At 64.1% G+C, this 25,908-nt stretch carries 22 protein-coding genes; 10 read left to right on the top strand and 12 right to left on the bottom strand.

The window, feature by feature from the left end:
- Window positions 1–14: 14 nt before the first annotated feature.
- On the bottom strand, window positions 15–464 hold the full coding sequence (locus RFM98_RS10350; protein ID WP_320308762.1) for an SRPBCC family protein: 450 nt from the start codon (window positions 462–464) through the stop codon (window positions 15–17).
- A 149-nt stretch (window positions 465–613) separates the two neighbouring features.
- On the opposite strand from RFM98_RS10350, the gene RFM98_RS10345 reads away from it, so the two are divergent.
- On the top strand, window positions 614–2,419 hold the full coding sequence (locus tag RFM98_RS10345; RefSeq protein ID WP_320308761.1) for an IlvD/Edd family dehydratase: 1,806 nt from the start codon (window positions 614–616) through the stop codon (window positions 2,417–2,419).
- A gap of 128 nt (window positions 2,420–2,547) precedes the next feature.
- Window positions 2,548–2,946, top strand: coding sequence for a hypothetical protein (locus RFM98_RS10340; RefSeq protein WP_320308760.1), 399 nt, complete (start codon window positions 2,548–2,550; stop codon window positions 2,944–2,946).
- 213 nt (window positions 2,947–3,159) lie between these two features.
- Here the strand turns inward: RFM98_RS10340 and RFM98_RS10335 are convergent, their stop codons facing one another.
- Together RFM98_RS10335 and pdxR are read right to left on the bottom strand one after the other, a co-directional pair.
- Window positions 3,160–4,749, bottom strand: a complete 1,590-nt coding sequence (locus tag RFM98_RS10335) for a trimethylamine methyltransferase family protein (protein ID WP_320215107.1) — start codon at window positions 4,747–4,749, stop codon at window positions 3,160–3,162.
- 221 nt (window positions 4,750–4,970) lie between these two features.
- A complete protein-coding gene (pdxR, locus tag RFM98_RS10330) occupies window positions 4,971–6,464 on the bottom strand; it encodes a MocR-like pyridoxine biosynthesis transcription factor PdxR (protein WP_140647084.1) in 1,494 nt (497 codons plus the stop codon).
- A gap of 397 nt (window positions 6,465–6,861) precedes the next feature.
- Between pdxR and pgi the strand changes: the two genes are divergently transcribed.
- On the top strand, window positions 6,862–8,505 hold the full coding sequence (gene pgi / locus RFM98_RS10325; RefSeq protein ID WP_320308759.1) for a glucose-6-phosphate isomerase: 1,644 nt from the start codon (window positions 6,862–6,864) through the stop codon (window positions 8,503–8,505).
- A gap of 5 nt (window positions 8,506–8,510) precedes the next feature.
- On the top strand, window positions 8,511–9,236 hold the full coding sequence (locus RFM98_RS10320; protein WP_320308758.1) for an HAD family hydrolase: 726 nt from the start codon (window positions 8,511–8,513) through the stop codon (window positions 9,234–9,236).
- On the opposite strand, the gene RFM98_RS10315 is transcribed toward RFM98_RS10320, so the two are convergent.
- Both RFM98_RS10315 and RFM98_RS10310 read right to left on the bottom strand, forming a co-directional pair.
- The gene (locus RFM98_RS10315; protein WP_320308944.1) at window positions 9,233–9,868 is read right to left on the bottom strand and encodes a class I SAM-dependent methyltransferase; all 636 of its coding nucleotides are present in this window, start codon (window positions 9,866–9,868) and stop codon (window positions 9,233–9,235) included. The genes RFM98_RS10320 and RFM98_RS10315 overlap by 4 nt on opposite strands.
- 77 nt (window positions 9,869–9,945) lie before the next feature.
- Window positions 9,946–11,907, bottom strand: a complete 1,962-nt coding sequence (locus tag RFM98_RS10310) for a long-chain fatty acid--CoA ligase (RefSeq protein ID WP_320308757.1) — start codon at window positions 11,905–11,907, stop codon at window positions 9,946–9,948.
- Window positions 11,908–12,366: 459 nt separating this feature from the next.
- Here RFM98_RS10310 and RFM98_RS10305 point away from each other — a divergent pair, with 459 nt between their 5' ends.
- Genes RFM98_RS10305 through RFM98_RS10285 form a run of 5 tightly spaced genes read left to right on the top strand, consistent with a single transcriptional unit; the run spans window position 12,367 to window position 17,607 of the window.
- Complete coding sequence (locus tag RFM98_RS10305) at window positions 12,367–13,965, top strand: ABC transporter substrate-binding protein (protein WP_320308756.1); 1,599 nt, start codon at window positions 12,367–12,369, stop codon at window positions 13,963–13,965.
- 50 nt (window positions 13,966–14,015) lie between these two features.
- Window positions 14,016–15,023 carry an ABC transporter permease subunit gene (locus RFM98_RS10300; RefSeq protein ID WP_320215118.1) on the top strand — a complete coding sequence of 336 codons (1,008 nt, stop codon included), beginning with the start codon at window positions 14,016–14,018 and terminating at the stop codon, window positions 15,021–15,023.
- Window positions 15,024–15,932: an ABC transporter permease subunit gene (locus RFM98_RS10295; protein ID WP_320308755.1), complete on the top strand. Its 909-nt coding sequence runs from the start codon at window positions 15,024–15,026 to the stop codon at window positions 15,930–15,932.
- Window positions 15,932–16,783: an ABC transporter ATP-binding protein gene (locus tag RFM98_RS10290; RefSeq protein ID WP_320308754.1), complete on the top strand. Its 852-nt coding sequence runs from the start codon at window positions 15,932–15,934 to the stop codon at window positions 16,781–16,783. The genes RFM98_RS10295 and RFM98_RS10290 overlap by 1 nt, the downstream gene beginning before the upstream one ends.
- Window positions 16,780–17,607, top strand: coding sequence for a dipeptide ABC transporter ATP-binding protein (locus RFM98_RS10285; RefSeq protein ID WP_320308753.1), 828 nt, complete (start codon window positions 16,780–16,782; stop codon window positions 17,605–17,607). The genes RFM98_RS10290 and RFM98_RS10285 overlap by 4 nt, the downstream gene beginning before the upstream one ends.
- Window positions 17,608–17,880: 273 nt before the next feature.
- Here the strand turns inward: RFM98_RS10285 and RFM98_RS10280 are convergent, their stop codons facing one another.
- From RFM98_RS10280 to RFM98_RS10260, 5 genes are all read right to left on the bottom strand, one after another.
- Window positions 17,881–19,170 (bottom strand): cysteine desulfurase-like protein, encoded by a 1,290-nt coding sequence (locus RFM98_RS10280; protein WP_320308752.1) that lies wholly within the window; start codon window positions 19,168–19,170, stop codon window positions 17,881–17,883.
- Window positions 19,171–19,221: 51 nt separating this feature from the next.
- Window positions 19,222–19,896, bottom strand: coding sequence for an amino acid ABC transporter permease (locus RFM98_RS10275; RefSeq protein WP_320308751.1), 675 nt, complete (start codon window positions 19,894–19,896; stop codon window positions 19,222–19,224).
- Window positions 19,897–20,058: 162 nt separating this feature from the next.
- Window positions 20,059–20,856 (bottom strand): ABC transporter substrate-binding protein, encoded by a 798-nt coding sequence (locus RFM98_RS10270; RefSeq protein WP_320308750.1) that lies wholly within the window; start codon window positions 20,854–20,856, stop codon window positions 20,059–20,061.
- A 73-nt stretch (window positions 20,857–20,929) separates the two neighbouring features.
- Window positions 20,930–22,129, bottom strand: a complete 1,200-nt coding sequence (locus RFM98_RS10265; protein ID WP_430682287.1) for a pyridoxal phosphate-dependent aminotransferase — start codon at window positions 22,127–22,129, stop codon at window positions 20,930–20,932.
- Between the two features lie 171 nt (window positions 22,130–22,300).
- On the bottom strand, window positions 22,301–23,062 hold the full coding sequence (locus RFM98_RS10260) for an HpcH/HpaI aldolase family protein (RefSeq protein ID WP_320308749.1): 762 nt from the start codon (window positions 23,060–23,062) through the stop codon (window positions 22,301–22,303).
- Window positions 23,063–23,186: 124 nt separating this feature from the next.
- Between RFM98_RS10260 and RFM98_RS10255 the strand changes: the two genes are divergently transcribed.
- Window positions 23,187–24,278, top strand: a complete 1,092-nt coding sequence (locus RFM98_RS10255) for an LLM class flavin-dependent oxidoreductase (protein WP_320308748.1) — start codon at window positions 23,187–23,189, stop codon at window positions 24,276–24,278.
- Window positions 24,279–24,286: 8 nt separating this feature from the next.
- Here RFM98_RS10255 and RFM98_RS10250 read toward each other — a convergent pair whose 3' ends face one another.
- Together RFM98_RS10250 and RFM98_RS10245 are read right to left on the bottom strand one after the other, a co-directional pair.
- Complete coding sequence (locus RFM98_RS10250; protein WP_320308747.1) at window positions 24,287–24,682, bottom strand: RidA family protein; 396 nt, start codon at window positions 24,680–24,682, stop codon at window positions 24,287–24,289.
- Window positions 24,683–24,713: 31 nt separating this feature from the next.
- Window positions 24,714–25,862 carry an acyl-CoA dehydrogenase family protein gene (locus RFM98_RS10245; RefSeq protein WP_320308746.1) on the bottom strand — a complete coding sequence of 383 codons (1,149 nt, stop codon included), beginning with the start codon at window positions 25,860–25,862 and terminating at the stop codon, window positions 24,714–24,716.
- Window positions 25,863–25,908: the final 46 nt, after the last annotated feature.

Genomic DNA, 25,908 nt, shown 5'->3' with positions numbered 1-25,908 from the left:
CTCGAGGGGAGGGGTCAGGCGCCGACCTTCTCGCCAAACGTCGAGAAGAACTGCCCGGCCAATTTCTTCGATGTCGACTCGATCAGCCGGCTGCCGAGCTGCGCGATCTTGCCTCCGACCTCGGCCTTGGCGGCGTATTTGAGCACTGTCGCGGCCGGCCCGTCGGCGGTAAGCGTGACGTCGGCGCCGCCCTTGGCGAAGCCGGCAATGCCGCCCTTGCCTTCGCCCTGGATGGTGTAGGAATGCGGCGGCTTGAGATTCTTCAGCGTCACCGCGCCGTTGAAGGTCGCCTTGATCGGCCCGATCTTCAGCACCACGGTCGCGGCCATCTCGGTGTCCGAGCTCCTTTCCAGGCTCTGGCAACCGGGAATCGACCCTTTCAGTATCTCCGGGTCGTTGAGGGCTTCCCATACTTTCTCAACGGGTGCGGCGATCCGCTCCTCGCCTTCGATCACCAAAGCCATCAAGACCTCCCGGATTGCTGATGCTGATTGGTCGTAGCGCGCGGCCTCAAACAAGTCTATCGCACCAAAGTCCGGGTCGCGGCGCGCCTGCCTCTTGCCTGCATGAACGCATTGTCCTATCGATTTGTCATACAAATACGGAGACCACCATGGCAGGCGCCCCCACCAAGAAGAAGAAATTTCGCTCGCAGGAGTGGTTCGACAATCCCGACAATCCGGGCATGACGGCGCTCTACCTCGAGCGCTATCTGAACTACGGCCTGACCCGCGCCGAGCTGATGTCGGGCAAGCCGCTGATCGGCATCGCGCAGACCGGTTCCGACCTTTCGCCCTGCAACCGGCACCATCTCGAGCTTGCCAAGCGCGTGCGCGAAGGCATCGTCTCGATGGGCGGCATCCCGTTCGAGTTCCCGTGCCATCCGATCCAGGAGACCGGCAAGCGCCCCACCGCGGCGCTCGACCGCAACCTCGCCTATCTCAGCCTCGTCGAGGTGCTCTACGGTTATCCGCTCGACGGTGTCGTGCTCACCATCGGCTGCGACAAGACCACGCCGGCGCTGCTGATGGCGGCCGCCACCGTCAACATTCCGGCCATCGCGCTGTCGGTCGGCCCGATGCTCAACGGCTGGCACAAGGGCAAGCGCACCGGCTCCGGCACCATCGTCTGGGAATCCCGGCAAAGGCTCTCGGCCGGCGAGATCAACTATGACGAGTTCATGGACATCGTCGCCTCCTCGGCGCCGTCGACAGGCTACTGCAACACCATGGGCACCGCCACCACCATGAATTCGCTGGCCGAGGCGCTCGGCATGCAACTGCCGGGCTCGGCCGCCATTCCGGCGCCCTATCGCGAGCGCGGCCAGATCGCCTACGAGACGGGCAAGCGCATCGTCGACATGGTGCATGAGGACCTGAAGCCCTCCGACATCATGACCCGCGAGGCCTTCGAGAACGCCATCGTCGTCAATTCGGCCATCGGCGGCTCGACCAACGCGCCGATCCATCTCAACGCCATTGCCCGCCATCTCGGCGTGCCGCTCGACAATGACGACTGGCAGAAGATCGGCCTCAACGTGCCGCTGCTCGTCAACCTGCAGCCGATCGGCGAGTATCTCGGCGAGGACTATCACCATGCCGGCGGCGTGCCGGCGGTGGTGGCCGAACTGATGAAGGGCGGCCTGTTGCCGCATCCCGATGCGATCACCGCCAACGGCAAGACCATGGGCGACAATTGCAGCGATGCCGTCACCGAGGATCACGATGTCATCCGGAGCGCCGCCAAGCCACTCAAGGCCAATGCCGGCTTCATCAACCTCAAGGGCAATCTGTTCGATTCCGCCATCATGAAGACCAGCGGCATCTCGCCGGAATTCCGCGAGCGCTACCTCTCCAACCCGAACGATCCGGAAGCCTTCGAGGGCAACGCCATGGTCTTCGACGGGCCGGAGGATTACCACGCCCGCATCGACGATCCGGCGCAGGGCATCGACGAGCATACGATCCTGTTCATGCGCGGCGCCGGTCCGGTCGGCTACCCGGGCGGTGCCGAGGTGGTCAACATGCAGCCGCCGGCCTACCTCATCAAGAAGGGCATCCATTCGCTGGCCTGCATCGGCGACGGCCGCCAGTCCGGCACCTCCGGCTCGCCGTCGATCCTCAATGCCTCGCCGGAAGCCGCGATCGGCGGCGGCCTGGCGCTGCTCAAGACCGGCGACCGCGTCCGCATCGACCTGAAGAAGGGCACGGCCAATATCCTCGTCAGCGACGAGGAGATCGCCAAACGGAGCGCCGCGCTGCAGGGCAATGGCGGCTATCACTATCCCAAGCACCAGACGCCCTGGCAGGAGATCCAGCGCGGCATGGTCGACCAGTTCTCGGCCGGCATGGTGCTGAAGCCGGCGGTGAAATACCAGGACGTCGCGCATACCAGCGGCGTGCCGCGCGACAACCACTGACCTTATTCGGCTCGATCAAAGGGCGGCCCGCGGACAGCGGGCCGCCCTTTTTCTCGTGCCCTTGCTTCGGCTTCCTCGCATCCACAGATAAGCTCGATCTCGGTAGATTTGCGAAAGAAGAGACCATCGTGGCGAAACGGCGCTCTTCCCTGGGCTTTCTCGGCATGTTCGGCCGCTCCGGCGACCTGCGGCAGCTCGACGACGCCTTGCGCAAGGCCGATCTGCATCCGGCCCTGGTGCCGGAGGGTGTGAAACTCACCGTCGTCAATCTGATGAACGAGCGCTGGCCCGACGAGCCGCCGGCGGACGCCTATGCATCCGTGGCGCAACTCTGCAGCTATTGCGTTGCCGGGCCGGAAGTGTTCGAGCAGGCCAATGGGCGGGAGCCGACATTGCAGGTCGAGCGCCGCATCGAGGCGGCGCTGGAGGCCGGCGACAGTTTCGACGCGCAGATCGTGCTGATGACGCTGCACGCCAAGCTGATCAACCCGGAAGTGGTTGAACGTTACGGGCTGAGCGCCGAGTGACTTGGTAGGGCACTTTGATATTCGGTCAGGCCGAGTCGAAAATGGTGGTTTCCGAGAACCGGAGCGGAGCGTACTTAAAGTACGTGAGCACCGGCCTTCGCCGGCCGTAGCCTTGACTCTCACGCCGCCACTTATGAACGCTTCGGCTGGCAAAGGCCGGAAGCGCAGGAAGCCGCCATTTGCAGGCCGGCCTCACCGAAATATCAACGTGTCCTAGCCGCCCATGCCGCTGCGCGGCAACTTGATCATCTCGCCGAAGCGGGCGCGCAATTTGTCGTCGAGAAGGCGCGGCACATGGCGCGGGAAACGCTCGGCAAGCACGCGCTTCTTCTCGGCGATCGCCCGCGACAGGATGTCGGGCCGGCCCTTCTCGTTCCATTCCTTCGGCGAGAAACGGTCGCCGACGGCAGGATAGAAATACTCGGTCTGCATCAGCTTCAGCGTCTGATCGTTGCCGAGATAGTGCCCGGGACCCTTGATGCAGACATCGGTTATCGTATCGATCGACAGCGCCTCGTCGGTCACCTCGATGCCGCGCACGCAGCGCAGGCAATGTCCGAGCATGTCGTTGTCGATGATCAGGCTTTCGAGGCAGAAGCCGAGCAGCGAGGCATGCATGCCGGCCGATTCATAGACGAGATTGAGCCCGGCAAGCCCGGCCATCACATCGGTGATGCCTTTCTCGTAGCCGGACTGGATGTCGGGCAGTTTCGAGTCCGTCATGCCGGCGGCGGAGCCACCCGGCAGGTCGTAATATTGCGCCATCTGCGCGCAGGCCGCGGTCAGCACCGCCTGCTCGGCCGAGCCGCCGGACATGGCGCCGGTCCGCAGGTCGGAAACGAACGGCCAGGTGCCGAAGATCGCCGGATGCCCGGGCTTGATGGCATTGACATAGACCAGGCCCATCAGCACTTCCGCCACCGCCTGCACGACGGCGCCGGCAATCGCGGCCGGCGCGGTGGCGCCGGCCTGGCCGGCCGAGAGGAGCAGGATCGGAATGCCGCCTTCGACGCAGGCCTCCAGCACGCCGCAGGCGTCCTCGGCGAACTTCATCGGCGGCACCACGAAGCAGTTCGAGTTCGACACGAAAGGCCGCGCCCGGAAATTCTCCTCGCCGCCGGCGATGGCATAGAGCATTTCGAGCGCCGGCTTGACGTTCTCGCGCACGGTGAACGAGGTGCCGACATGCTTGGACGTCCCCATCACGCAGGCATAGAGCGTGTTGAAATCCATATCGAGCGGGTCGGGAATGTCGCGCGGCACCATGGTGCGCTGGAAGAAATGGATGTTGTCCAGCCCATCGACGAGACGGGCGGCGTCATAGAGATCCTGCAGCAGCGATTCGCGATATTCGCGCTTCTCGACATCGACCAGATGCACCGCAGCGCCGGCCGTCCCGTAATGCACGCGTTTGCCCTGGATCAGCATGTCGTGCTTAGGATCCTGGCCGTGGAGGGTAAAGTTGCGCGCCGCTTGTCTGATCGTGTCGAGCACGAGGGCGCGTGGCAGCCGGATGCGGCCGTCGTCGCCATAGGTGCCGCCGACCCGGGTCAGCGCCTCGATGCAGGACGGGATGGCGTTGGCGAAACCGACCGTCTCCAGCAGCGTCAGCACCGCTTCGTGGATGCGTTCGCGGTCGTTCTGGCTCAATGGGCCATAGCTGCCGCCTTCAAGCCCCGCCCGCACCGGACGGATGTCGTCGGCCAAAGGCGCCGCCCGCATCGCGCGGCGCGCTTCGCGCCCGCCGGAGCGCCGCGAACGCTGGTCCGACGACGCTTCCTGCTTCTCCAGAGCCACTGACATGGAAGCACTCCACCTTTTTGTCTTTACTGCGAGGCGGGCGCGGCGGTTGGTCCACCATCGGCCTGCCTCATCCCCTTCTGGCCCCGACTATGCCGCCGGCATTGGTACAGCCTATGGGCCAACCGATCCCGTCGAATATGCCAGAATGCTAAAGCGACAAGGGTGCGCCCAAAAAAAAAGAGCCGGCGCAGCGCCGGCCCTTTTTGGGAAGTCCGTGGCGATCAGGCGGCCGCGGGCCTGCGCCCCGCGGCGGTGGCGAGTTCGCGGATGCCCGGCTCGATATGCTGCAGCGAGATCGAGGAGATACCCAAGCGCATGAAACGAGAGGGCTTTTCGCTGCGGTCGAAGAACCGGTCGCCGGGTTCGATGATGACGCTGCGCGAAGCGGCAGCTTCGGCCAGACCGCGTGAATCGGTGCCACGCGGTCCTTCCAGCCAGAGCGATGTGCCGCCCGCCGAGTCGGTCGAGCGCCATTCCGGCAGGAAAGCGGAAATCGCATGGACCAGACGCTTGCGCCGCTCGTCGAAGGCAGTGGAAAGCCTGCGCACCAGCGCCTCGTGGTGGCCGAGCGACAGGAACAGCGCCACGGCGCGCTGGTTGTTCGCCGGCGGATGCCTGAGCATGAAGCGGCGCAGCGCGCGAAGCTCGGCGATCAGCCCGGCGGAGGCCACGATGTAGCCAAGCCTGAGGCCCGGAGCCAGCGTCTTCGACATCGAGCCGACATAGATGACGCGGCCGGAGCGATCGAGGCTCTTCAGCGCCTGCTGCGGCGCCTCGTCGAGGAGCTGGCTGTCATAACCGTCCTCGATGATGATCTGGTTGTTGCGGTTGGCGCGCGCCAGGAGGTCCTGCCGCCGCTCCGCCGACAGCGGCACCATGGTCGGGCAGTGGTGGCTGGGCGTGACGAAGACGAAGCCGGAATCGCTGGGAATAGAGGACGTTACGATACCTGACTGATCGACCGGAACCGGCTGGATATCGGCGCCGGCGAGCCGGAAGATCGAGCGGGCATCGGGATAGCCCGGGTCTTCCATCGCCACCTTCGATCCCTTGGTCATCAGCAGCGTGGCCAGCATGTAAAGCGCGTTCTGCGCGCCCAGCGTCACGATGATCTCGTCCGGATTGGCGAAGATGCCGCGGCGCGGCAGAAGCCTGGCCTGGATCTGCTCGATCAGCAGCGGATCGTCGCGATCCACCATGTCGGACGCCCAGTTGCGGATCTCCAGCACGGCCAGCGCCATGCGGTTGCACTCGCGCCATTCGGCGGTCGGGAACAGCGCCGGATCGAACTGGCCGTAGACGAACGGATAGGAGGACTTGATCCAGTTGTCGTGCTTGGCCGGCGGCGGCATGTCGCTTGCGGCGATCTGCCGGCGCGCCTTCCAGTCGATCTCGTTCTGCTGGTCGGGCGCCTTCTGGTGCGGCTTGGCGGGGGTGGCCAGCACGTCGGGATTGACGAAATGGCCGCGCCGTTCACGCGCCACCAGGAAACCCTGGTCGACCAGCTGCTGGAAGGCGAGCACCACCGTTCCGCGGGCAACCCCTAGTTTTTCCGCGAGAATTCGGCAGGACGGCAACGGCATCGAGGCAGCGATCTGTCGGTCGAGAATGGCCGCGACGATCGCCTGGCGGATCTGCGCCTGAAGGGTTTGGCCGGATTCAGCCGAAATCCGGAACAGGCCGGACCATATGGCCGTGTCATTGCGCTGTGGCATGGGAAATCTTCCTCGGACGGCCAGCTGTTTTCACTTGGCTGGACCAGTGGAGTGTATGGGTGGCATAAGGGGTTGCGCCAATGAATTTTTCTGATCGCTGGGATTTATGCCAGTGATCTATCAAGCGCGACGCGCAGCGTCCAAGCGCGATGCGAAGCACCGTCGCGGCACCGTCCCAAGGCGCGATGCGGAGCATCGTCGCCTTATGAAGCGCATCACCCTCGCGTTGAAATTCTCGAGCCCTCACCGTCCGATATCGCGCCTCATCAAAGCGTGATGCGGTGCGGCAAAGCCGCGCTTGAATGAAATGGAAATCGGCTAGATAGAGTGTTGCGCGACACGCGCCGGAAACATCCGGCCTGTTAAAATGGTCTAAAAAACCGCCAGGAGCCCGCCAGTGGACCAGTCATCTTTCGACAAGCAACTTGCCGCCTTGCGAGATCAACGCGCGGCGGCCAAGGGCTCGATGCGCGACGCCTTCGCCGCTGATCCCAAGCGCTTCGAGACATTCTCCGCCACGGATGGCGACCTCCTGCTCGACTGGTCGAAATGCGCGGTCGACGCAGATACGATGACGATGCTGGAGAAGCTCGCCGGCGCCGCCGATCTCGAAGGCCGCCGCGCCGCCATGTTCGAAGGCAAGAAGATCAACATCACCGAGAACCGTGCCGTGCTGCACACCGCGCTGCGCAACCTGACCGGCAAGAGCGTCGTCGTCGATGGCCAGGATACCAAGGCGGATGTGATTGCCGTGCTGGACGCCATGGGCGCCTTCGCCGACGCCATCCGCTCCGGCAAGGCGGCCGGCGCCACCGGCAGGAAGATCACCGACATCGTCAACATCGGCATCGGCGGCTCGGATCTCGGCCCGGCGATGGTGACGCTTGCGCTCGCGCCCTATCATGACGGGCCGCGCGCGCATTATGTCTCCAATGTCGACGGTGCCCATATCCACGACACGCTGAAGGGCCTGTCTCCCGAAACGACCTTGTTCATCATCGCCTCCAAGACCTTCACCACGGTCGAGACGATGACCAATGCGCAGACGGCGCGCGATTGGGTTCAGAAGGCGCTCGGCAAGGAAGCGGTCGGCAAGCATTTCGCCGCCGTTTCGACCGCCCTCGACCTCGTGGCGAAGTTCGGCATCGAACAGGACCGCGTCTTCGGTTTCTGGGACTGGGTCGGCGGACGCTACTCGGTCTGGAGCGCCATCGGCCTGCCGGTGATGATTTCCGTCGGTCCGCGCAACTTCCGCGCCTTCCTCGACGGCGCGCATGAGATGGACGAGCATTTCCGCACCGCGCCGATGCGGAAGAACCTGCCGGTGTTGCTGGGGCTGATCGGCTGGTGGCACCGCGTCGTCTGCAGATATCCGGCCCGCGCCGTCATCCCTTACGACCAGCGCCTTTCGCGCCTGCCGGCCTACCTGCAGCAGCTCGACATGGAATCGAACGGCAAGAGCGTCACGCTGGACGGCACCGCGGTCACCACGCCGACCGGCCCGCTGGTCTGGGGCGAACCCGGCACGAACGGCCAGCATGCTTTCTTCCAGCTCCTGCACCAGGGCACCGACTTCATCCCGGTAGAGTTCCTCGCCGCCGCTGTCGGGCATGAGCCGGAACTCAAGCACCAGCACGACCTCTTGCTTGCCAACTGCCTGGCGCAGTCGGAAGCCTTCATGAAGGGCCGCACGCTGGAAGAGGCGCGCGCACAGATGCTGGCCAAGGGCATGCAGCCGGCCGACGTCGACAGGATCGCGCCGCACCGCGTCTTTTCGGGCAATCGTCCCTCGCTGACCATCCTTTACCGCAAGCTCGATCCGCGCATGTTGGGCCGGCTTATCGCGCTTTATGAACATCGCGTCTTCGTCGAGGGCACACTGTTCAACATCAATTCCTTCGACCAATGGGGCGTCGAACTCGGCAAGGAATTGGCGACGGGCCTGCTGCCTGTCGTTGAGGGCAAGGAGACTGCCGCAAAACGCGACGCCTCGACTGCCGGACTGGTGGCTCATATCCACCAATTGCGCGGCAAGGAGTAAAAGGCTTGGCGGATATCAGGGGAATACTGTTCGACAAGGACGGCACGCTTGTCGACTTCAATGCAACCTGGCTTGGTGTCGCCGACTTCATGGCAATGGATGCCGCCGAAGGCGATCGCTGGAAGGCGGATCGCCTGCTCGCCGCCGCCGGCTTCGATTTCGTCAGCAAGCGATTCAAGCCCGATTCGATCTTTGCCTCGGGCTCGAACATGGATGTCGTCGAACTCTGGTTTCCGCGCCTGTCCGACGAGGACCAGATGCATGCCGTTTCCCGCTTCAACGAGATCACTTCGGCGCAGGGTTCGGCCATGGCGGTCGCGCTGCCGGGCGTTGTCGAGTCGCTGCGGACATTGCACAAGCGATCCTATCGCATGGGCGTTGCCACCAACGATTCGACCAGCGGCGCCGAAAGGACGCTCGCCACGCTCGGCATCGCGCAGCTCTTCGATGCCGCCTTCGGCTATGACGCCGTCGCCAACTCCAAGCCGGCGCCCGACACCGTGGTCGCTTTTTGCGATCTGACCGGGTTGAAGCCGGGCGAGATCGCCATGGTCGGCGACAACCGCCATGACCTCGAAATGGCGCGCGCCGGCGGCTGCGGTCTGGCGGTGGGCGTCCTTTCCGGCACCGGCACGCGCGACTCGCTGGCGCCGATGGCGGATATCGTTCTGGACTCGGTCGCCGACCTGCCTGACTTTCTCGCTGCACGGGTGAACGTGCCGGCAGGTTAGCCGGGTTCCGCCACAAGCGCGAAGACGGCGCTGGGCTTTGGGTCGCCACCGCCGTTTCCGCCGACATCCGGCACCTGGTATTCGCTAAGCAGGCAAAGCCGTGGCCTGGGCAGCCAGGCGCGGCCGGGATCGCCGACCAGCACATCGATGCGGGCGGCGAGGCAGCGGTCGAGGAATGGCATCACCCGCTGCGCTACGTCCTGCGCATAGAAGACGTCGCCCGCAAGCACCAGGTCCACCGCCGGCGGCGGACCGGCGGTGATGTCCTCATCGCGTATCTGGATGGCGACGCCGTTGGCTTGCGCGTTGAGGCGAAGCGCCACGACGCCGTTGCGATCAGTCTCCGCCGCGATCACCTCGCGCGCTCCGGCTTTTGCCGCCGCGATACCGACCAGCCCCGAACCGGCGCCTAGATCGAGCACCCGCTTGCCGGCGACGATCGACGGACGGTCGAGAATATAGCGGGCCAGCACCGCACCACCGGCCCAGGCATAGGCCCAGTAAGGCGGCTGTGGCTCAGGCCGGCTCTCGCCATTGTCGTCGTCAGGTTCAAGCAGCCGTCGCAGGCCGCTGCCGGGATGCGCCAGGTGGAGCCTGATCTCCGGCAGCGAAGGTACCGGCGCCAGTCGCATGTTCGCCTTGATGAATTGCGCCGGATCGAGCGCCTCCGCCCGCTCTCGCCCCAGGCTGGCAGTGGGATTGCTCAAGCCTATTCCCGCAGCGCGCGCCGCAGGATCTTGCCGACCGGCGTCTTCGGCAGCTCGGTGCGGAACTCGATGTATCTCGGCCGCTTGTAGCCGGTCAGGTTCTCGCGGCAGTAAGCCAGCAGCGATTCGACGGTAAGCGCCGGATCCTTCTTGACCACGAACAGCTTCGGCACTTCGCCGGAATGCTCGTCCGGCACGCCGATCGCCGCCACTTCCAGCACACCCGGGTGATGCGCCACCACCTCTTCCAATTCGTTGGGATAGACGTTGAAGCCGGACACCAGGATCATGTCCTTCTTGCGGTCGACGATCTTGGTGTAGCCGCGCTCGTCCATGAACCCCATGTCGCCGGATTTGAAGAAGCCGTCCTTGGTCATCACCTTGGCGGTCTCGTCGGGCCGGTTCCAGTAGCCGGCCATCACCTGCGGGCCGCGGATGCAGATCTCGCCCACTTCGCCGAGCGGCACATTGTTGCCGTCGTCGTCGCGGATGGCGATTTCCGTCGAAGGCAGCGGCAGGCCGATCGTGCCGGTGAAGTCGCTGGAGCTGAACTTGTTGGCGGTCGCCACCGGCGAGGTTTCGGAAAGCCCGTAGCCTTCGCTGACCGGGCAGCCGGTCAGCGCCTTCCAGCGTTCGGCGACGCCCTTCTGCACCGCCATGCCGCCGCCCAGCGTCAGGATCAGCGGCTTGAAGTCGAGCTTGCGGAATTCCTCATTGTTGAGCAGCGCGTTGAACAGCGTGTTGAGGCCGGGGAAGATGTGCATCGGGTATTTCGCCAGCTCCTTGACGAAGCCCGGAATGTCGCGCGGGTTGGGGATCAGCACGTTCTGCGCACCCTGCTGCATGCCCATCAGCGCGTTCACCGTCAGCGCGAAGATGTGATAGAGCGGCAGCGCGCAGATGAAGTTGAGATGCGCCGGCTTCGGCTTGACCGTGTAGGCGTCCTCCACCCACAGCGAATTCTGCGCGACGTTCGAGAGCACGTTGCGATGCAGCAGCGTCGCGCCCTTCGAGATGCCGGTGGTGCCGCCCGTATATTGCAGGAAGGCGATGTCGTCGCCGGAGACCGTGGGCGGCTTGAAGGCGATGGTCGCGCCGGTCTTCAGCACGGCGTTGAACTTGACATGGCCGGGCAGCGACCATGCCGGAACCATCTTCTTCACCCGCCGCACGACGAGGTTGACGATGGCGCCCTTGAGGCCGCCCAGCATGTCGCCCATCGCAGCGACGATGACGTGCTTCACCGGCGTCCTGGCGATCACCGACTGCAGCGTGCCGGCGAAGTTTTCGAGGATGACGATCGCCTGCGCGCCGGAATCCTTCAACTGGTGTTCCAGTTCGCGCGGCGTGTAGAGCGGGTTGACATTCACCACGGTATAGCCGGCGCGCAGTATGCCCATCATCGCGACCGGATATTGCAGCACGTTCGGCATCATCAGCGCCACGCGCGCGCCCTTCTCCAGGCCCCTCGCCTGCAGATAGGCGCCGAACGCGGCCGAGAGCCGTTCGAGCTCGGCATAGGTGATCGACTTGCCCATGCACACGAAGGCCGGCCGTCCGGCGAATCGCTTGCAGGCGCCGACAAGGAATTCGCCGATGGACTTGTAGGGCAGGGCGCCGATCTCGGCCGGCATGTTCTTCGGATAGCTTTTCAGCCACGGCTTTTCCGGCAGGCCGACGGTGAGCTCGGTGATCGCCTTCGGCAGGCCCTTCGCGGCGGGCTTGGCGGCGGCCGGCTTCGCGGCCGCTGCTTTTGCGGTTGCCGGCTTGCCCACTTTCGCGGCTGCAGCCTTGGCCTTTGCCGTTGCGGGCTTGGCAGCGGCCGGCTTTGCGGCCGACTTGGCGGGCGCTGCCGTTGCGGTCGTCTTGGCCTTCGGCGCGGCGGCCCTGGCAGCCTTGGGCGCGTTGCTTTCGGCGGCGGCCTTGGCCTTTGCCGGGGCTGTCGTCTTGGCTGCTTTTGCCACCTGTCTCTCCCTGTCGCCTTCAATCTGGGGCGCCCGCTTCAAGGAAGCGTCCTCCACGCCGGTCACGGATTTTCCGGGAAATCCCGCCCATCGTCTATGTATTGCCTCTATCGGCGGCCGTGCAAGCCTTGCCCCAGCGGCAGAACGGGGAAAGATTTGCCGTCGAAGTCTGATCCTCCGAGGGCCTTCCGCATCGCGCCTGCGCGGCAGGCAGACCCGGGCAGTCAGGCCCCCATCGCTCGTTTCAAACGGTGGCCAATCAATAAAAAAATGCCATCGTTAATAATGTCGAGAGCAAAAAAACTACTCATTTTTTCTGCTGTTGGGGCAAAAACTAGATTCTTCTCCTGCTTCCCGTGGGGTAGGCAAACGGGGTGTTCCAAAGGCGAAGAAACGGTGCTTATATGCGCCCTTCACCAGCCTGCTAGAGGGGCCTGGGAGAACATCAGGGAGTGCTCAATGAAAAAGACAATGACTTTTGCAGCCGCGTTGCTGGCTGCAAGCGTCCTCGGCGGCATGGCCAGTGCTAAGACGCTTGTATATTGCTCGGAGGCGTCGCCGGCCAATTTCGATCCCGGTACCACGACCGGCGGTAACGACTTCGACGCTTCGTCGCGCACGGTCTATTCGCGACTGGTCGAGTTCAAGCACGGCGGCACCGAAGTCGAGCCGGGTCTTGCCGACAAGTGGGAAATTTCCGACGATGGCCTGGTCTATACTTTCCACCTGCATCCGGGCGTGAAGTTCCAGACCACCGACTATTTCAAGCCGACGCGCGACCTCAACGCCGATGACGTCGTCTTCTCCTTCGATCGCCAGTTCAACAAAGAGAACCCGTGGAACGGCGACAAGTATCTGCCGAACCTGACCTGGGACTACTACACCGGCATGGACATGCCGAAATACGTCGCCAAGTGGGAGAAGGTCGACGACCTCACCGTCAAGCTGACGCTGACCGAGCCGAACGCGCCGATGCTGGCCAATCTCGGCATGGACTTCGCCTCGATCGTGTCGAAGGAATATGCCGACCAGCTGCAGAAGGACGGCAAGATGGCCGACTTCTCGACCAAGCCGATCGGCACCGGTCCGTTCCAGTTCGTCGACTACCAGCTGGATTCGGTCATCCGCTATGCGGCCAACCCCGATTACTTCAAGGGCAAGGAAAAGATCGACGATCTCGTCTTCGCCATCACGCCTGACGCCACCGCCCGCATCCAGAAGGTGCTGGCCGGCGAATGCGACATCGCGCCCTATCCGAACCCTGCCGACATCGGCACCATCAAGGCCAACAAGGACGTGACCCTGATGGATCAGGCCGGCCTGAACATCGGCTATATGAGCTACAACACCACGATCCCGCCGCTCGACAAGCCGGAGGTGCGCCACGCGCTCAACCAGGCGATCGACCGGGAAGCTCTGATCAAATCGCTGTTCCAGGATGCCGGCGCTACGCCCGCCGAGAACCTCATCCCACCGACCATGTGGTCGTGGGACAAGGACGTGAAGGCCGACGCCTATAATCCCGATGCGGCCAAGAAGGTGCTGGCCGATGCCGGTCTCAAGGAAATCCAGCTCTGGGCTTCCGACCGCGTTCGTCCGTACAACCCGAACTTCCAGCGCGCCGCGGAGCTGATCCAGGCCGACTGGGCCAAGGTCGGCGTCAAGGCTGAAATCGTCAACTACGAGTGGACCAAGTATCGCTCGGAAGGCAAGAAGAAGGACCGTCCCGGCGCCTTCCAGATCGGCTGGACCGGCGACAATGGCGATCCGGACAATTTCTTCGCCACCCTGTTCGCCTGCTCGGCCATCGGCGTCTCGAACTACTCCAGCTGGTGCGACAAGGACTTCGAGGACCTGATCCAGAAGGCCAAGAAGACCAGCGACCAGGCCGAGCGCACCAAGCTCTATGAGCAGGCGCAGGTGATCTTCGCCAAGGAAGCTCCGGCTTTCCTGCTCGCCCACAGCCAGGTTTACGCGGTCGTTCGTAATAATGTCAGCGGCTTCAAGATGGACCCGCTCGGCATTCATCGCTTCGACGGCGTTGACAAGGCCGAATAATATTGCGAACGGGGCGGCGCAACTTTAGCGCCGCCCCATTCAATTCGACGATGCTCCGATATCTTCTCAACAAAATCGCCCTCCTGATCCCGACCCTGGTCGGCATCACCATCTGCGCCTTCGCCTTCGTCCGGCTGCTGCCCGGCGATCCGATCCTCGCCATGGCCGGCGAGCATGGTGTCGCCCCCGCCCGCTACGAAGAGCTGAAGCAACAGTTCGGCTTTGATCTGCCGATCTGGGAGCAGTATGCGCGCTATGTCGGTGAGGTCGCCACCGGCGATTTCGGCGTCTCCATTTCGTCCAAGCGCCCGGTGCTCGAGGAGTTCAAGACGCTCTTCCCGGCGACGCTGGAACTGTCCTTCTTCGCCATGATCTTCGCCATGGTGATCGGCATACCGGCCGGCATCGTCGCTGCCGTCAAGCGCGGCTCATGGTTCGATCAATCGCTGATGGGCACCGCCCTTGTCGGCTATTCCATGCCGATCTTCTGGTGGGGGCTGCTGCTCATCATCTTCTTTTCCGGCTATCTCGGCTGGACGCCGGTCTCGGGCCGCATCGGCCTGCAGTTCTTCTTCAAGCCGATCACCGGCTTCATGACGATCGACACCTTGCTGTACGGCAAATGGGATGCTTTCCGCTCGGCGCTCAGTCATCTCGTCCTTCCCGCGATCGTGCTCGGCACCATCCCGCTGGCGGTGATCGCGCGCCAGACGCGCTCGGCCATGCTCGAGGTGCTCGGCGAAGACTATGTCCGCACCGCGCGCGCCAAGGGCCTTTCGGCGGGCCGCGTCATCGGCGTGCATGCGCTTCGCAACGCGTTGATCCCGGTCGTCACCACCATCGGCCTCCAGGTCGGCACGCTGCTTGCCGGCGCCATCCTCACCGAGACCATCTTCGCCTGGCCGGGTATCGGCAAGTGGATGGTCGATTCCATCTTCAAGCGCGACTATGTCGTCGTCCAGTCGGGCCTGCTTTTGATCGCGCTCATCGTCATGGCGGTGAACCTCATCGTCGATGTGCTCTATGCCGTCATCAACCCACGCATCAGGGCAGCATAAATGAGCCAGACCGAAATCGCCCCGATGGCCGCCGGCAGTCCGGATCGTCTCACCGGGCTGAAAACCTTCTGGCACTATTTCTCGGTGAACCGCGGCGCCGTCATCGGCCTGTTCGTCTTCATCCTTTTGGTGCTGGCCGCGCTCTCCGCGCCGCTGCTCGCGCCCTATGCGCCGGATGTGCAGGACAAGACCGCGTTCCTCAGGCCGCCGGCCTGGCAGGACGGCGGCTCGACGCAATATCTGCTCGGCACCGATCCGGTCGGCCGCGACATCCTCTCGCGCCTGCTCTATGGCGCGCGCTTCTCGCTGCTGATCGGCGCGGTCGTGGTCACGCTGGCGCTTACCGGCGGCATCACGCTTGGCCTGCTGGCCGGCTATTTCCGCGGCTGGGTCGACGTCGCGATCATGCGGGTCATGGACCTGATCCTGGCCTTTCCGTCGCTGCTGCTCGCGCTGGTTCTGGTCACCATCCTCGGGCCGGGCCTGTTCAACGCCATGCTGGCGATCGCGCTGGTGCTGCAGCCGCATTTCGCCCGCCTGGTGCGCGCGGCGGTGATGGCCGAGAAGAGCCGCGAGTATGTCGTGGCGGCGAAGGTCGCCGGCGCCGGTCACATCAGGCTGATGCTTGCCACCATCCTGCCCAACTGCCTGGCGCCTTTGATCGTGCAGGGCACGCTATCCTTCTCCAACGCCATCCTGGAAGCCGCGGCACTCGGCTTCCTCGGCCTCGGCGCCCAGCCGCCGACGCCGGAATGGGGCACGATGCTTGCCTCGGCACGTGAATTCATCCTGCGTGCCTGGTGGGTGGTCACCTTCCCGGGTCTCGCCATCCTCATCACCGTGCTTGCCATCAACCTAGTCGGCGACGGCCTGCGCGACGCGCTCGATCCCAAGCTCAGGAGGTCGTGATGGCGCTGCTCGACATCCAGAATCTCGTCGTCGAATTCCAGACCGCGTCCGGCCCGTTCCGCGCCGTCGACGGCGTCTCGCTCCATGTCGACGAGCGCGAGGTGCTCGCCATCGTCGGCGAATCCGGCTCCGGCAAGTCGGTGTCGATGCTGGCAGTAATGGGTCTGTTGCCGTGGACGGCCAAGGTGACCGCCGATCGGATGGACTTCGCCGGCCGCGATCTGCTGAAGCTGGGTTCTGCCGAGCGGCGCAAGATCGTCGGCAAGGATATGTCGATGATCTTCCAGGAACCGATGGCAAGCCTCAATCCCTGCTTCACCATCGGTTTCCAGATCGAGGAGGTGCTGCGCTTCCATATGGGCATGGACAAAGCCCAGCGGCGCGCGCGCGCCATTGAACTCCTGAAGCAGGTCGGCATTCCGGAGCCCGCCGAGCGGCTGAATTCCTTCCCGCACCAGATGTCGGGCGGTCAGTGCCAGCGCGTCATGATCGCCATCGCCATTGCCTGCAATCCGAAGCTGCTGATCGCCGACGAGCCGACCACCGCGCTCGACGTCACCATCCAGAAACAGATCCTCGATCTCCTGGTTTCGCTGCAGGTCAAATACGGCATGGGCCTGATCATGATCACCCACAATATGGGCGTGGTGGCCGAGACCGCCGACCGCGTCATCGTCCAGTACAAGGGCCGCAAGATGGAAGAGGCCGACGTTCTGTCGCTCTTTGAATCGCCGAAGAGCAACTACACGCGCGCGCTGCTCTCGGCACTGCCGGAAAACGCCGTCGGCGACCGGTTGCCGACCGTCTCCGACATGCTATTCGAGCCGGCGCCTTCCGGAGCCGGCGCATGACCAAGGTCGTCGAAGGCAAGGACATCAAGCGCGACTATCATGTCGGCGGCGGCCTGTTCCGCGGCGCGCGCACCGTGCATGCGGTGAAGGGCGTTTCCTTCAGCGTCGAGAAGGGCAAGACGCTGGCCATCGTCGGCGAGTCCGGTTGCGGCAAGTCCACGCTCGCCCGCATCATCACGCTGATCGATCCGGCCACCTCCGGCGAGCTCTTCATCGACGGCAACAAGGTCGATATCGCCAGGGACGGCCTCTCCAGGGAGATGCGCCGCAAGGTGCAGATCGTTTTCCAGAACCCTTATGGCTCGCTCAACCCGCGCCAGAAGATCGGCGACGTGCTCGGCGAGCCGCTCTTGATCAACACCGACAAGCCGGCCGAAGAGCGCCGCGATCTTGCGATGAAGATGCTGAAGAAGGTCGGCCTCGGACCAGAGCATTACAACCGCTATCCGCACATGTTCTCGGGCGGCCAGCGCCAGCGCATCGCCATTGCCCGCGCGCTGATGCTGAACCCGAGCCTTTTGGTGCTGGACGAACCGGTCTCGGCGCTCGACCTCTCGGTGCAGGCGCAGGTGCTCAACCTGCTTGCCGACCTGCAAGACGAGTTCAAGCTGACCTACGTTTTCATCAGCCATGACCTGTCGGTGGTGCGCTACATCGCCGACGACGTGATGGTCATGTATTTCGGCGAAGCCGTCGAATACGGCCCGCGCGACGAGGTCTTCTCCAACCCCAAGCACGCCTACACCAAGACGCTGTTCGCCGCGACGCCGCGCGCTGACGTGGCAAGCATCAAGGCGCGGTTGGCGAAGAAGAGGGCGGCCTGACGTCTGCTTCGTCGAGCGCGGGGGAAGAGCTGAGCCTTTGGGACAGGGCGACAAAGAAGGTGCTGTAGCGCCGCGTTCCTTCACACCCCCCTCTGTCCTGCCGGACATCTCCCCCGCAAGGGGGGAGATTGGCAGCTTGATTGCCGGCGCCCGACCTTCGACCTTGGAGATTGGCGAAAGCCTACGCGACATCTGATCTCCCTCCTTGCGGGGGAGATGTCCGGCAGGACAGAGGGGGGTGCTGTCCCGCCGACATCTCGCGAAGACATCAAGTCACGACAGTTTCGCAATAATCGCCCGCAGCGCTTCGCCAAACCGGTGCACTTCCTCCACCGTGTTGTAATGCACCAGCGAGGCGCGGACCGCGCCGCTGTCCATCGACAGGTTGAGCCGCTTCATCAGCCGCGGCGCATACATATGGCCGTCGCGGATGCCGATCTGCATGGCCGCCATTTCCTCGACGATCCGCTGCGGCGACAGCTTGCCGATGTTGAAGCAGAAGGTCGGCACGCGCTCATGGATGCGCGCCACGTCGCCGACGCCGTAGATGGTCGCGCCGCAATCCTTCAGCACCTTCAGCATCTCGCGCGCCAGCATCAGCTCGTAGTCGCGGATGGCGTTCATGCCGGCAACGATGTTGTCGCGGCGCGACCGGTTGTTCTCGGGGAGAAGATTACGGCCGATCGATTCCAGATAACGCACCGCCGCGTGCATGCCGGCGACATTCTCGTAGATGAAGGTGCCGGCCTCGACCTTGTAGGGCGGCTCGTCCGGAATGAAATCCTCGCGGAAGGTCGGCAGCCGCTTCAGCGTTTCGAAGCGGCCCCACAGGAATCCCATATGCGGCGAGAAGTTCTTGTAGCCGGAGCAGACCAGATAGTCGCAGTCCCAGGCCTGCACGTCGATCAATCCGTGCGGTCCGTAATGCACGCCGTCGAGGAACACTTCGGCGCCGGCCGCATGGGCGATCCTGGCCACCGAAGCGACGTCGACGATCGAGCCGATCGAATGCGCCGTCACCGTGCAGGCGACGAGGCGGGTCCGCTCCGACACCAGCGGCTTGAGGTCGTCGACATGCAGATTGCCGTCCTCGCGCATGCGCCACCATTTGAACTTGGCGCCGGCGGATTCCAGCGCCAGCCAGGTGGCGATGTTGGCGTCGTGGTCCATGTCGGTGATGACGATCTCGTCGCGTCCCCCATCTATGTCTTTGGCAAGCATCTGGCCGATGCCGAGGCTGACCAGCCGGATGAACGAGGTGGCGTTCATGCCGAAGCAGATTTCGGACGGGCTGTAGGCGTTGATCAAGAGGGCGACACTTGTCCGCGCATCGGCGACCGACTGGTCGACGGTGACGCTGCGGCCATAGCGGCCGCCGCGCTGCACATTGTGCGCCACCAGATGGTTGGTCACCGCGTCGAGCACGCTTTGCGGGATCTGGGCGCCGGCGGCATTGTCCATGAAGATGAAGTCGCCGGCCCGCTGCAGAGCGGGAAACATGGCGCGGATCTTTTCGACCGGGAACGCGGCGGCGTTGGTGTTGTCGGTCTGATGCTTGTTCACGGGGTACGCTCCTGCGAAGGGACTTGGACGGGTGGGGATCGGTTGGGGAGCTCAGCGCGCCTTCTCGTCCTTGAAGCGGCGCTCAAGCAGGCTGACGAGGCGGACCATCGGCCAGAGGAAGATGAGATAGACCAGCGCCGCGCCGATCAGCGGCGAGGGGTTGGCATAGAGCGACTGAGCATTGGTCGCTTCCTTGAGCAGTTCCGGCAGCGCCACGGTCGAGGCGAGCGAAGTGTCCTTGAACATCGAGACGCAGTTGCTGGTCATCGGCGGGATGACCACGCGGATCGCTTGCGGCAGCACGACCTTGCGAAGGGTCAGCATGAACGGCAGGCCGAGCGCCTGCGCCGCCTCGAACTGCCCGCGTGGAATGCTTTCGATGCCGGAGCGGAACACCTCGGCCGAGTAGGCCGACATGATGATGGCGAAAGCCGTCACGGCCGATGCCCACGACGACAGGCGTATGCCGAGGAAGGGCAGCGCGTAGTAGATCAGGATCAATACCACCAGCACCGGCAGGGCGCGGAAGATGTCGGTATAGCCGATGGCGAGCCAGCGCAGCGGCTTCGGCGCATAGAGCCGCACGAGGCTGATCGCCAGCCCCGCCGCGATGCCGATGACGATGCTCATCACCCCGAGCAGCAGCGTGTTGAGGAAGCCGCGCAGCAGCGCCGGCAGGCTGGACGCAATAACTTCGGGATTGAAGAAGGTGTCGATCAGCGACATGGGAGCATTCCCCAACCGTGTTGCGCCTTGCGACGCCTAGAGCCAGATCCAGGACACAGTGATCGGCCTGGCCGAACAGACGACAGTCCCGGGAAGGTCGTGCGTGAAAACGGGACGTGCCGGCCCTTCGAGCCGGCACGTCGCTTGGTTGCCGGTAGCCACTCAGGCCTTGGGCAGCGGCATTTCCTTGACGGTCGAGGAGTCCGCCGGAGCATCGCTGTCGAACCACTTCTTGTGGATCGCGGCCAGTGTCCCGTCCTTCTTCATCGCGGTCAGCGCGTCGTTCAGCTTGCCGAGCAGGGGGTGGTCCTTGGTCATCATCAAGCCGTATTGCTCGCCGGTCTTGATGCGCTGCTTGACGACGAGGTCCTTCATCTTCTTGAAGGAGTACTGCATGCCGGGGATGTCGCTGACGGCGGCATCGACGCGGCCGGCGCTGAGGTCGAGCAAAAGATTCTGCTGCGTGTCGTAACCCTTTACGTCGCTGAAGCCGTCGGCCTGCTGATGGTCCTTGACCCACGTTTCGCCGGTCGAGCCGGACAGCACGCCGACGACCTTGCCCTTGAGGTCTGCCTCAGCGCTGATCGGGCTGTCGGTCTTGGTGGCGATGCCCATGTCGGAATCGTAGTATGGCTGCGTGAAGGACTGCGACTTCAGCCGCTCGGCCGTGATGGTTATCGAGGAAATGGCGACATCGATGCGCTTGGAGGTGGTGGCGGCGAACAGCGCCTGGAAACCGAGATCGGCGATGTCGGTGGTCATGCCGATGCGCTTGGCCGCCTCGTTGACGATGTCGACCTCAAAACCTTCGAAGGTGCCGCTCTCGTTCTTGTATTCGAAAGGCGGGTTGGTCGGGTAGGCGCCGACATTGAGCACGTCCGCGGCATAGGCCGTGGCGGGGCCGGCGGCGATGCCGATGGCGGCGGCCATGAGAAGCAGGTTGCGACGAGTAAAGCTCATTTTTGTTCCCTCTATTGTTGAACGGGCGGGTTTGCCCCGCACGGCTTTTTGCCGCCCCGCTTCCGGCAGGGCGTCAATTCATTGCGGCGGTCATGCGTTGAAGCGCCGTTTCTATCTGGCTGCTGTCGCGGCATACGCACATGCGCAGGAACGCTGCCGCTGAATTTCCAAACAGGTGACCCGGCGCAAGCCCGACCCGCGCTGTCTCCAAAATGCGGGCGCAGGCGCGCCGCGCATCGTTCTCGCCCTCCAGGGCGAAGAACGCATACATGCCGCCGCGCGGTTTGGTCGGCAGGATGACGCCCGGGATTTGCGCCAGCCTGTCATAGGCGAGATCGAGGCCGGTCCTGATCCGCTGCCTGATCTCCTCGACCAGCGGCTCGCCCTGGCGGATCGCGGCGACCGCACCGGCCTGGATCGGAGCGGCGGTGCCGCTGTTGATGTATTGGGTCATGGCGCCGAGCTGGTCGGCCACGCCCGACGGATGCGTCAGCCAACCGATGCGCCAGCCGGTCATCGCCCAGGCCTTCGAGAAGCTGTTGACCGACAGCACCCGGTCGCCGTCCTCGGCGATCTGCAGGATGGAAGGGGCGACATCTGCGTCGAAATAGAGCCGGCCATAGACCTCGTCGGAGATGATCCAGATGCCGGTGCGCCGGCTGAAGTCGAGCAGCGCCTGCATCTCCTCACGCGACGCGGTCCAGCCGGTCGGGTTGGACGGCGTCGACAGGAAGATCGCTCGGGTGCGCGCGTCGCAGGTTGCGAACAACCGGTCGAGATCGAGCCGCCAGTCATCCTTGAAGTCGAGCGAGAATGGACGCGGCTCGCCGCCGATCAGGTGGATGGCGTTGTGGATGTTGGGCCATTGCGGTGCGACATAGACGACGTTGGTGCCGGTATCGACTAGCAACTCCAGGGCAAGATACAGCGCCTGCATGCCGCCCGGCGTTACCGTGGTGCGCGCGATCGGGATAGCGCGGCCATGGATGCGCGTCTGGTATTCCGACAGCCCCTCGTTCAACGGGCCGTGCCCGCGCATGTTGGGGACATAGAAGGTCAGCCCTTCATCGAAGGCCGCCTTTGCAGCGTCTCGGATGAAAGCGGGCGTCACCATGTCGCCTTCGCCGTACCAGAGCGCGATGACATCGCCGAGTTCCCGCGCGCGGACCGCGAGGTTGGCGATGTTTTCCGTGTGCAGGTCACGAATTTGGGCGCGCACGCCATCGAAAGCATAGCGCGTGCTGGACGACGACTGGGGCAACACAAATGACAAGGACTGAAACCCCTCCCACCAATGATGGACTGACCGGAAAAGCCCCTCCGCCACGACAGTCACTATCGGCTTCGGATGCTATCCAAAGCGCGGCGCTTTTCAAGGAAAAAGTTTTAAGCTTAAAAAGATTGGCAGGCCGGATGTTCCACCGATACGCCTGATTCAGCCATCTTACGTCAGTTCGGCGCGCGCGGCGGTGCAGTTGGCCGCTGCGCCGGCGCCGAGGAACATCGTGTCGCTGGCCAGCACGAAGAAACTCGCGCCGATGGCTGCCCATCGACTGACAGCCTGCGGGCTGGCGCAGAATATGCCGGCAGTCCTGCCATGTGCGACCGCCACGCGGATGATTGTCCGGATCGCTTCGGAGAGCCTGTCCGCGCCGGCCGGGCCGATCGCGTCGATCGACACCGAAAGATCGCCAGGGCCGACGAAGATCACGTCGACGCCGTCGACGGCCGCGATCGCTTCGATGTTGGCGAGCCCTTCCGCCGTCTCGACCTGGACCGCGACGACGATCCGCTCATTGGCGGCGGCAAGATATTCGGGAATGCGATAGCCATAGCCGGCGGCGCGGCCGGGGCCGACACCGCGCTCGCCTTGTGGCGGATAGCGTGAGGCCTTCACCGCCATTTCGGCCTGCGCGGCGGTCGAAACCCGTGGGATCAGCACGCCTTGCGCGCCACTGTCCAGCGCTGCCTGGATCGCTTCGGGAGCATGGCCAGGAACGCGCACCATCACCGGTACGCGATGCACGTCGGCTGCCCGCACCATGGCCTCGATCACGTCGCGCGAGATCTGCGCGTGCTCCCAATCGATGCAGAGGAAATCGAGGCCGGAGAGCGCCATCACCTCGACGGCGACCGGATGGGGAATGGCGGCGAAGGACCCGATGAGGTTCGTCTTGCCGATGCTTTTCTGGCGGAACTCGCTCATCCACATCCCCTTTTGGTCTCGTCGAAAATCTATATCCGCAAACGGCAGTCACACGAAGCTATTTCAGGCTTGAAATATTTTTGGCCGGGCCTAGCGTGTGGCCTCCTGCCCAAGAGTTCCCGACATGACCAAAACGCATCCCCTGCATGGCTCCAACACATTGAAGCTTGGCGTCTTCTCCACCAACGCGGATGGCGGCCTTGCCATCACCGATGTCCCGGAGCGCTGGACGGCGAGCTGGCAGGACAATCTGACCGCAGCTCAGATCGCGGACCGCGCGGGCCTCGAATTCATGCTGCCGATCGCGCGCTGGCGCGGTTTCGGCGGCCGCAACAAGGTTCGCGAATTCTCGTTCGAGACTTTTACCTGGGCCGCCGCCCTTGCCGCAGCCACCGAGCAGATCGGCCTGTTCATGACCGTGCACGTGCCGCTGGTGCATCCGCTCTACGCCGCCAAGGCGCTGGCGACGGTCGACCATATCAGCCAGGGCCGGGCCGGCTTGAACATCGTATGCGGCTGGAACCCGAAGGAATTCGGCATGTTCGGCACGCCCCTGGTCGAGAAGGGTTACGACCAGGCAGCCGAGTGGATCGAGATCCTGGAGCGCCTCTATGCGTCAAGCGAGCCGCTCGATTACGAGGGCACTTACTATCGGCTGAAGGAGGCGGTGAGCCGACCGGCCAGTCTGCAGCTTCCACGCCCGGTGACCATGAACGCCGCTTTCGGTGGCCCGGGCCGCGATTTCGCCGCCGCCAGATGCGACTATCTGTTCACGACCTTCTCCGAGATGAGCGATGCCGGCAAGCAGGTCGCCGACATCAGCGAGCGCGCCAACAAGATAGGCCGTGATGTCGGCGTCTACACGGTGGCGCATGTCGTGTGCCGCCCGACGATGGAAGAAGCACAGGCCTATTACACCCGCTACGCCGTCACGACGGCCGATCACGAAGCGGTCGACGCCCACATGGCCGGCAAGAAGGAATTCTCCCAGTCGCACGACCCGCATGCCTATGACCGCTACCGCCAGCGTTTCGCCGGCGGCGCCGGCACCTATCCGTTGATCGGAACTCCGGAATCAATCGCCGCCGACATGGCGGCGATCGCCGGGCATGGCTACCAGGGCATCGCGCTGTCATTCGTCAACTACACGCAGGAACTGCCCTATTTCTGCGACCACGTGCTGCCGCTGCTCAGGCAGGCGGGGCTTCGCCAGTAAGACGCGGCCTATTCCGGAATAACCGCCGTAGCCTGGATCTCGACCTTGGCGCGGTCCTCGACCAGCGCCACCACCTGCATGGCCGCCATCGCCGGAAAATGCCGCCCGATCACGTCGCGATAGGCCTCGCCGATGCCTTTGAGATTGCCGACATACTCGGCCTTGTCGGTGAAGTACCAAGTCATCGAGGTGATGTGCCGCGGCTCGCCGCCGGCTTCGGCGAGCACGGCGACGACGTTGGCGAGCGTCTGGCGCACCTGGCCGACGAAATCGTCGGTCTCGAATTGGCACGCGGCATTCCAGCCGACCTGGCCGCCGACGAACACCAACTGTCCGCGCGCCGCGACGCCATTGGCATAGCCGACCGGTTTGGCCCAGCCCTCCGGCTGCAGAATGGTGTGCATGTCTAGCCTCCCCCTAATTCAAACGCGGTTCTCATGCCGTCCCGATGACCTGCCTGGCGATCACCACCTTCTGCACGTCGGAAGCGCCCTCATAGATGCGCAGCGCCCGGATCTCGCGATAGAGGCTCTCGATGATGTGGCCTTTGCGCACGCCGTCGCCGCCATGCAGCTGCACCGCCCTGTCGATCACCTCCTGCGCCTTGTCGGTGGCAAACAGCTTGGCCATGGCCGCTTCGCGCGTCACCCGCGCGGCGCCCATGTCCTTGGTCCAGGCGGCGCGATAGATGAGCAGGGCGGCGGCGTCGACATCCAGCGCCATGTCGGCGATATGGCCTTGCACCATCTGCAGTTCGGCCATCGGCGCGCCGAACAGCTTGCGCTCCGCCGCCCGTTTGACGCTCTCGTCCAGCGCACGTCGCGCGAAGCCCAGGGCGGCTGCGCCCACGGTCGAACGGAAGACATCCAGCACCGACATGGCGATGCGGAAGCCGTCGCCGGCTTTGCCGATCAGCGCGGAAGCCGGAATGCGGACATTATCGAAGGAGAGCCGCGCCAGCGGGTGAGGGGCGATGACCTCGAGGCGTTCCGCGATGCCGAGGCCCTTCGTGTCTGCAGGCACGACGAAAGCGGAAATCCCCTTCGCGCCCGGCGCCTCGCCGGTGCGGGCGAAGACGATGTAAAGGTCGGCGATGCCGCCATTCGAGATCCAGGTCTTTTCGCCCGAAAGCAGATAGTCGTCGCCATCGCGGACAGCCGTCATTTCCATGTTGGCGACGTCGGATCCCGAGCGCGGCTCCGACAGCGCAAAAGCGGAAATCGCCTGGCCGGCCCGCGTCTTTTCCAGCCATCGCTGCTGATCCGGCGTTCCGAACAGCGTGATGGCGCCCGTGCCCAGGCCTTGCATGGCAAAGGCGAAGTCGGCCAGACCGTCATGGCGGGCAAGCGTCTCACGTGTGATGCACAGCGTGCGCACGTCGAGCGGTCCCGGGTTGGCCGGGTCGAGCGCCGTCGGCTTAAGCCAGCCGTCGCGGCCAAGCATGGAGACAAGGTCGCGGCAGGCGGCGTCGACGTCGTGGTGATCGACCGGCAGGTTTTTCGCGCACCAGGCGTCGAGGCGTTCGGCGAGTTGGCGGTGGCGGTCTTCGAAGAAGGGCCAGTTGAGGAAGGAACGGTCAGGCATGGATTCTTCCTTCCACGCCCCGATCCTTCACACCCCCCTCTGTCCT

The sequence above is a fragment of the Mesorhizobium australafricanum genome (assembly GCF_033977265.1).
GTDB lineage: Bacteria > Pseudomonadota > Alphaproteobacteria > Rhizobiales > Rhizobiaceae > Mesorhizobium > Mesorhizobium australafricanum.
The sequence above is the reverse complement of the archived record's forward strand: the minus strand, read 5'-3'. Positions and strand labels throughout refer to the sequence as shown.

What these genes read in the sequence shown, in the direction of transcription:
- RFM98_RS10350 (WP_320308762.1), bottom strand. Translation starts at nt 464, where the DNA reads ATGGCTTTGGTGATCGAAGGCGAGGAGCGGATCGCCGCACCCGTTGAG.
- RFM98_RS10345 (WP_320308761.1), top strand. Translation starts at nt 614, where the DNA reads ATGGCAGGCGCCCCCACCAAGAAGAAGAAATTTCGCTCGCAGGAGTGG.
- RFM98_RS10335 (WP_320215107.1), bottom strand. Translation starts at nt 4,749, where the DNA reads ATGTCAGTGGCTCTGGAGAAGCAGGAAGCGTCGTCGGACCAGCGTTCG.
- pdxR (WP_140647084.1), bottom strand. Translation starts at nt 6,464, where the DNA reads ATGCCACAGCGCAATGACACGGCCATATGGTCCGGCCTGTTCCGGATT.
- RFM98_RS10315 (WP_320308944.1), bottom strand. Translation starts at nt 9,868, where the DNA reads ATGCGACTGGCGCCGGTACCTTCGCTGCCGGAGATCAGGCTCCACCTG.
- RFM98_RS10305 (WP_320308756.1), top strand. Translation starts at nt 12,367, where the DNA reads ATGAAAAAGACAATGACTTTTGCAGCCGCGTTGCTGGCTGCAAGCGTC.
- RFM98_RS10300 (WP_320215118.1), top strand. Translation starts at nt 14,016, where the DNA reads ATGCTCCGATATCTTCTCAACAAAATCGCCCTCCTGATCCCGACCCTG.
- RFM98_RS10295 (WP_320308755.1), top strand. Translation starts at nt 15,024, where the DNA reads ATGAGCCAGACCGAAATCGCCCCGATGGCCGCCGGCAGTCCGGATCGT.
- RFM98_RS10290 (WP_320308754.1), top strand. Translation starts at nt 15,932, where the DNA reads ATGGCGCTGCTCGACATCCAGAATCTCGTCGTCGAATTCCAGACCGCG.
- RFM98_RS10285 (WP_320308753.1), top strand. Translation starts at nt 16,780, where the DNA reads ATGACCAAGGTCGTCGAAGGCAAGGACATCAAGCGCGACTATCATGTC.
- RFM98_RS10275 (WP_320308751.1), bottom strand. Translation starts at nt 19,896, where the DNA reads ATGTCGCTGATCGACACCTTCTTCAATCCCGAAGTTATTGCGTCCAGC.
- RFM98_RS10270 (WP_320308750.1), bottom strand. Translation starts at nt 20,856, where the DNA reads ATGAGCTTTACTCGTCGCAACCTGCTTCTCATGGCCGCCGCCATCGGC.
- RFM98_RS10260 (WP_320308749.1), bottom strand. Translation starts at nt 23,062, where the DNA reads ATGAGCGAGTTCCGCCAGAAAAGCATCGGCAAGACGAACCTCATCGGG.
- RFM98_RS10255 (WP_320308748.1), top strand. Translation starts at nt 23,187, where the DNA reads ATGACCAAAACGCATCCCCTGCATGGCTCCAACACATTGAAGCTTGGC.
- RFM98_RS10250 (WP_320308747.1), bottom strand. Translation starts at nt 24,682, where the DNA reads ATGCACACCATTCTGCAGCCGGAGGGCTGGGCCAAACCGGTCGGCTAT.
- RFM98_RS10245 (WP_320308746.1), bottom strand. Translation starts at nt 25,862, where the DNA reads ATGCCTGACCGTTCCTTCCTCAACTGGCCCTTCTTCGAAGACCGCCAC.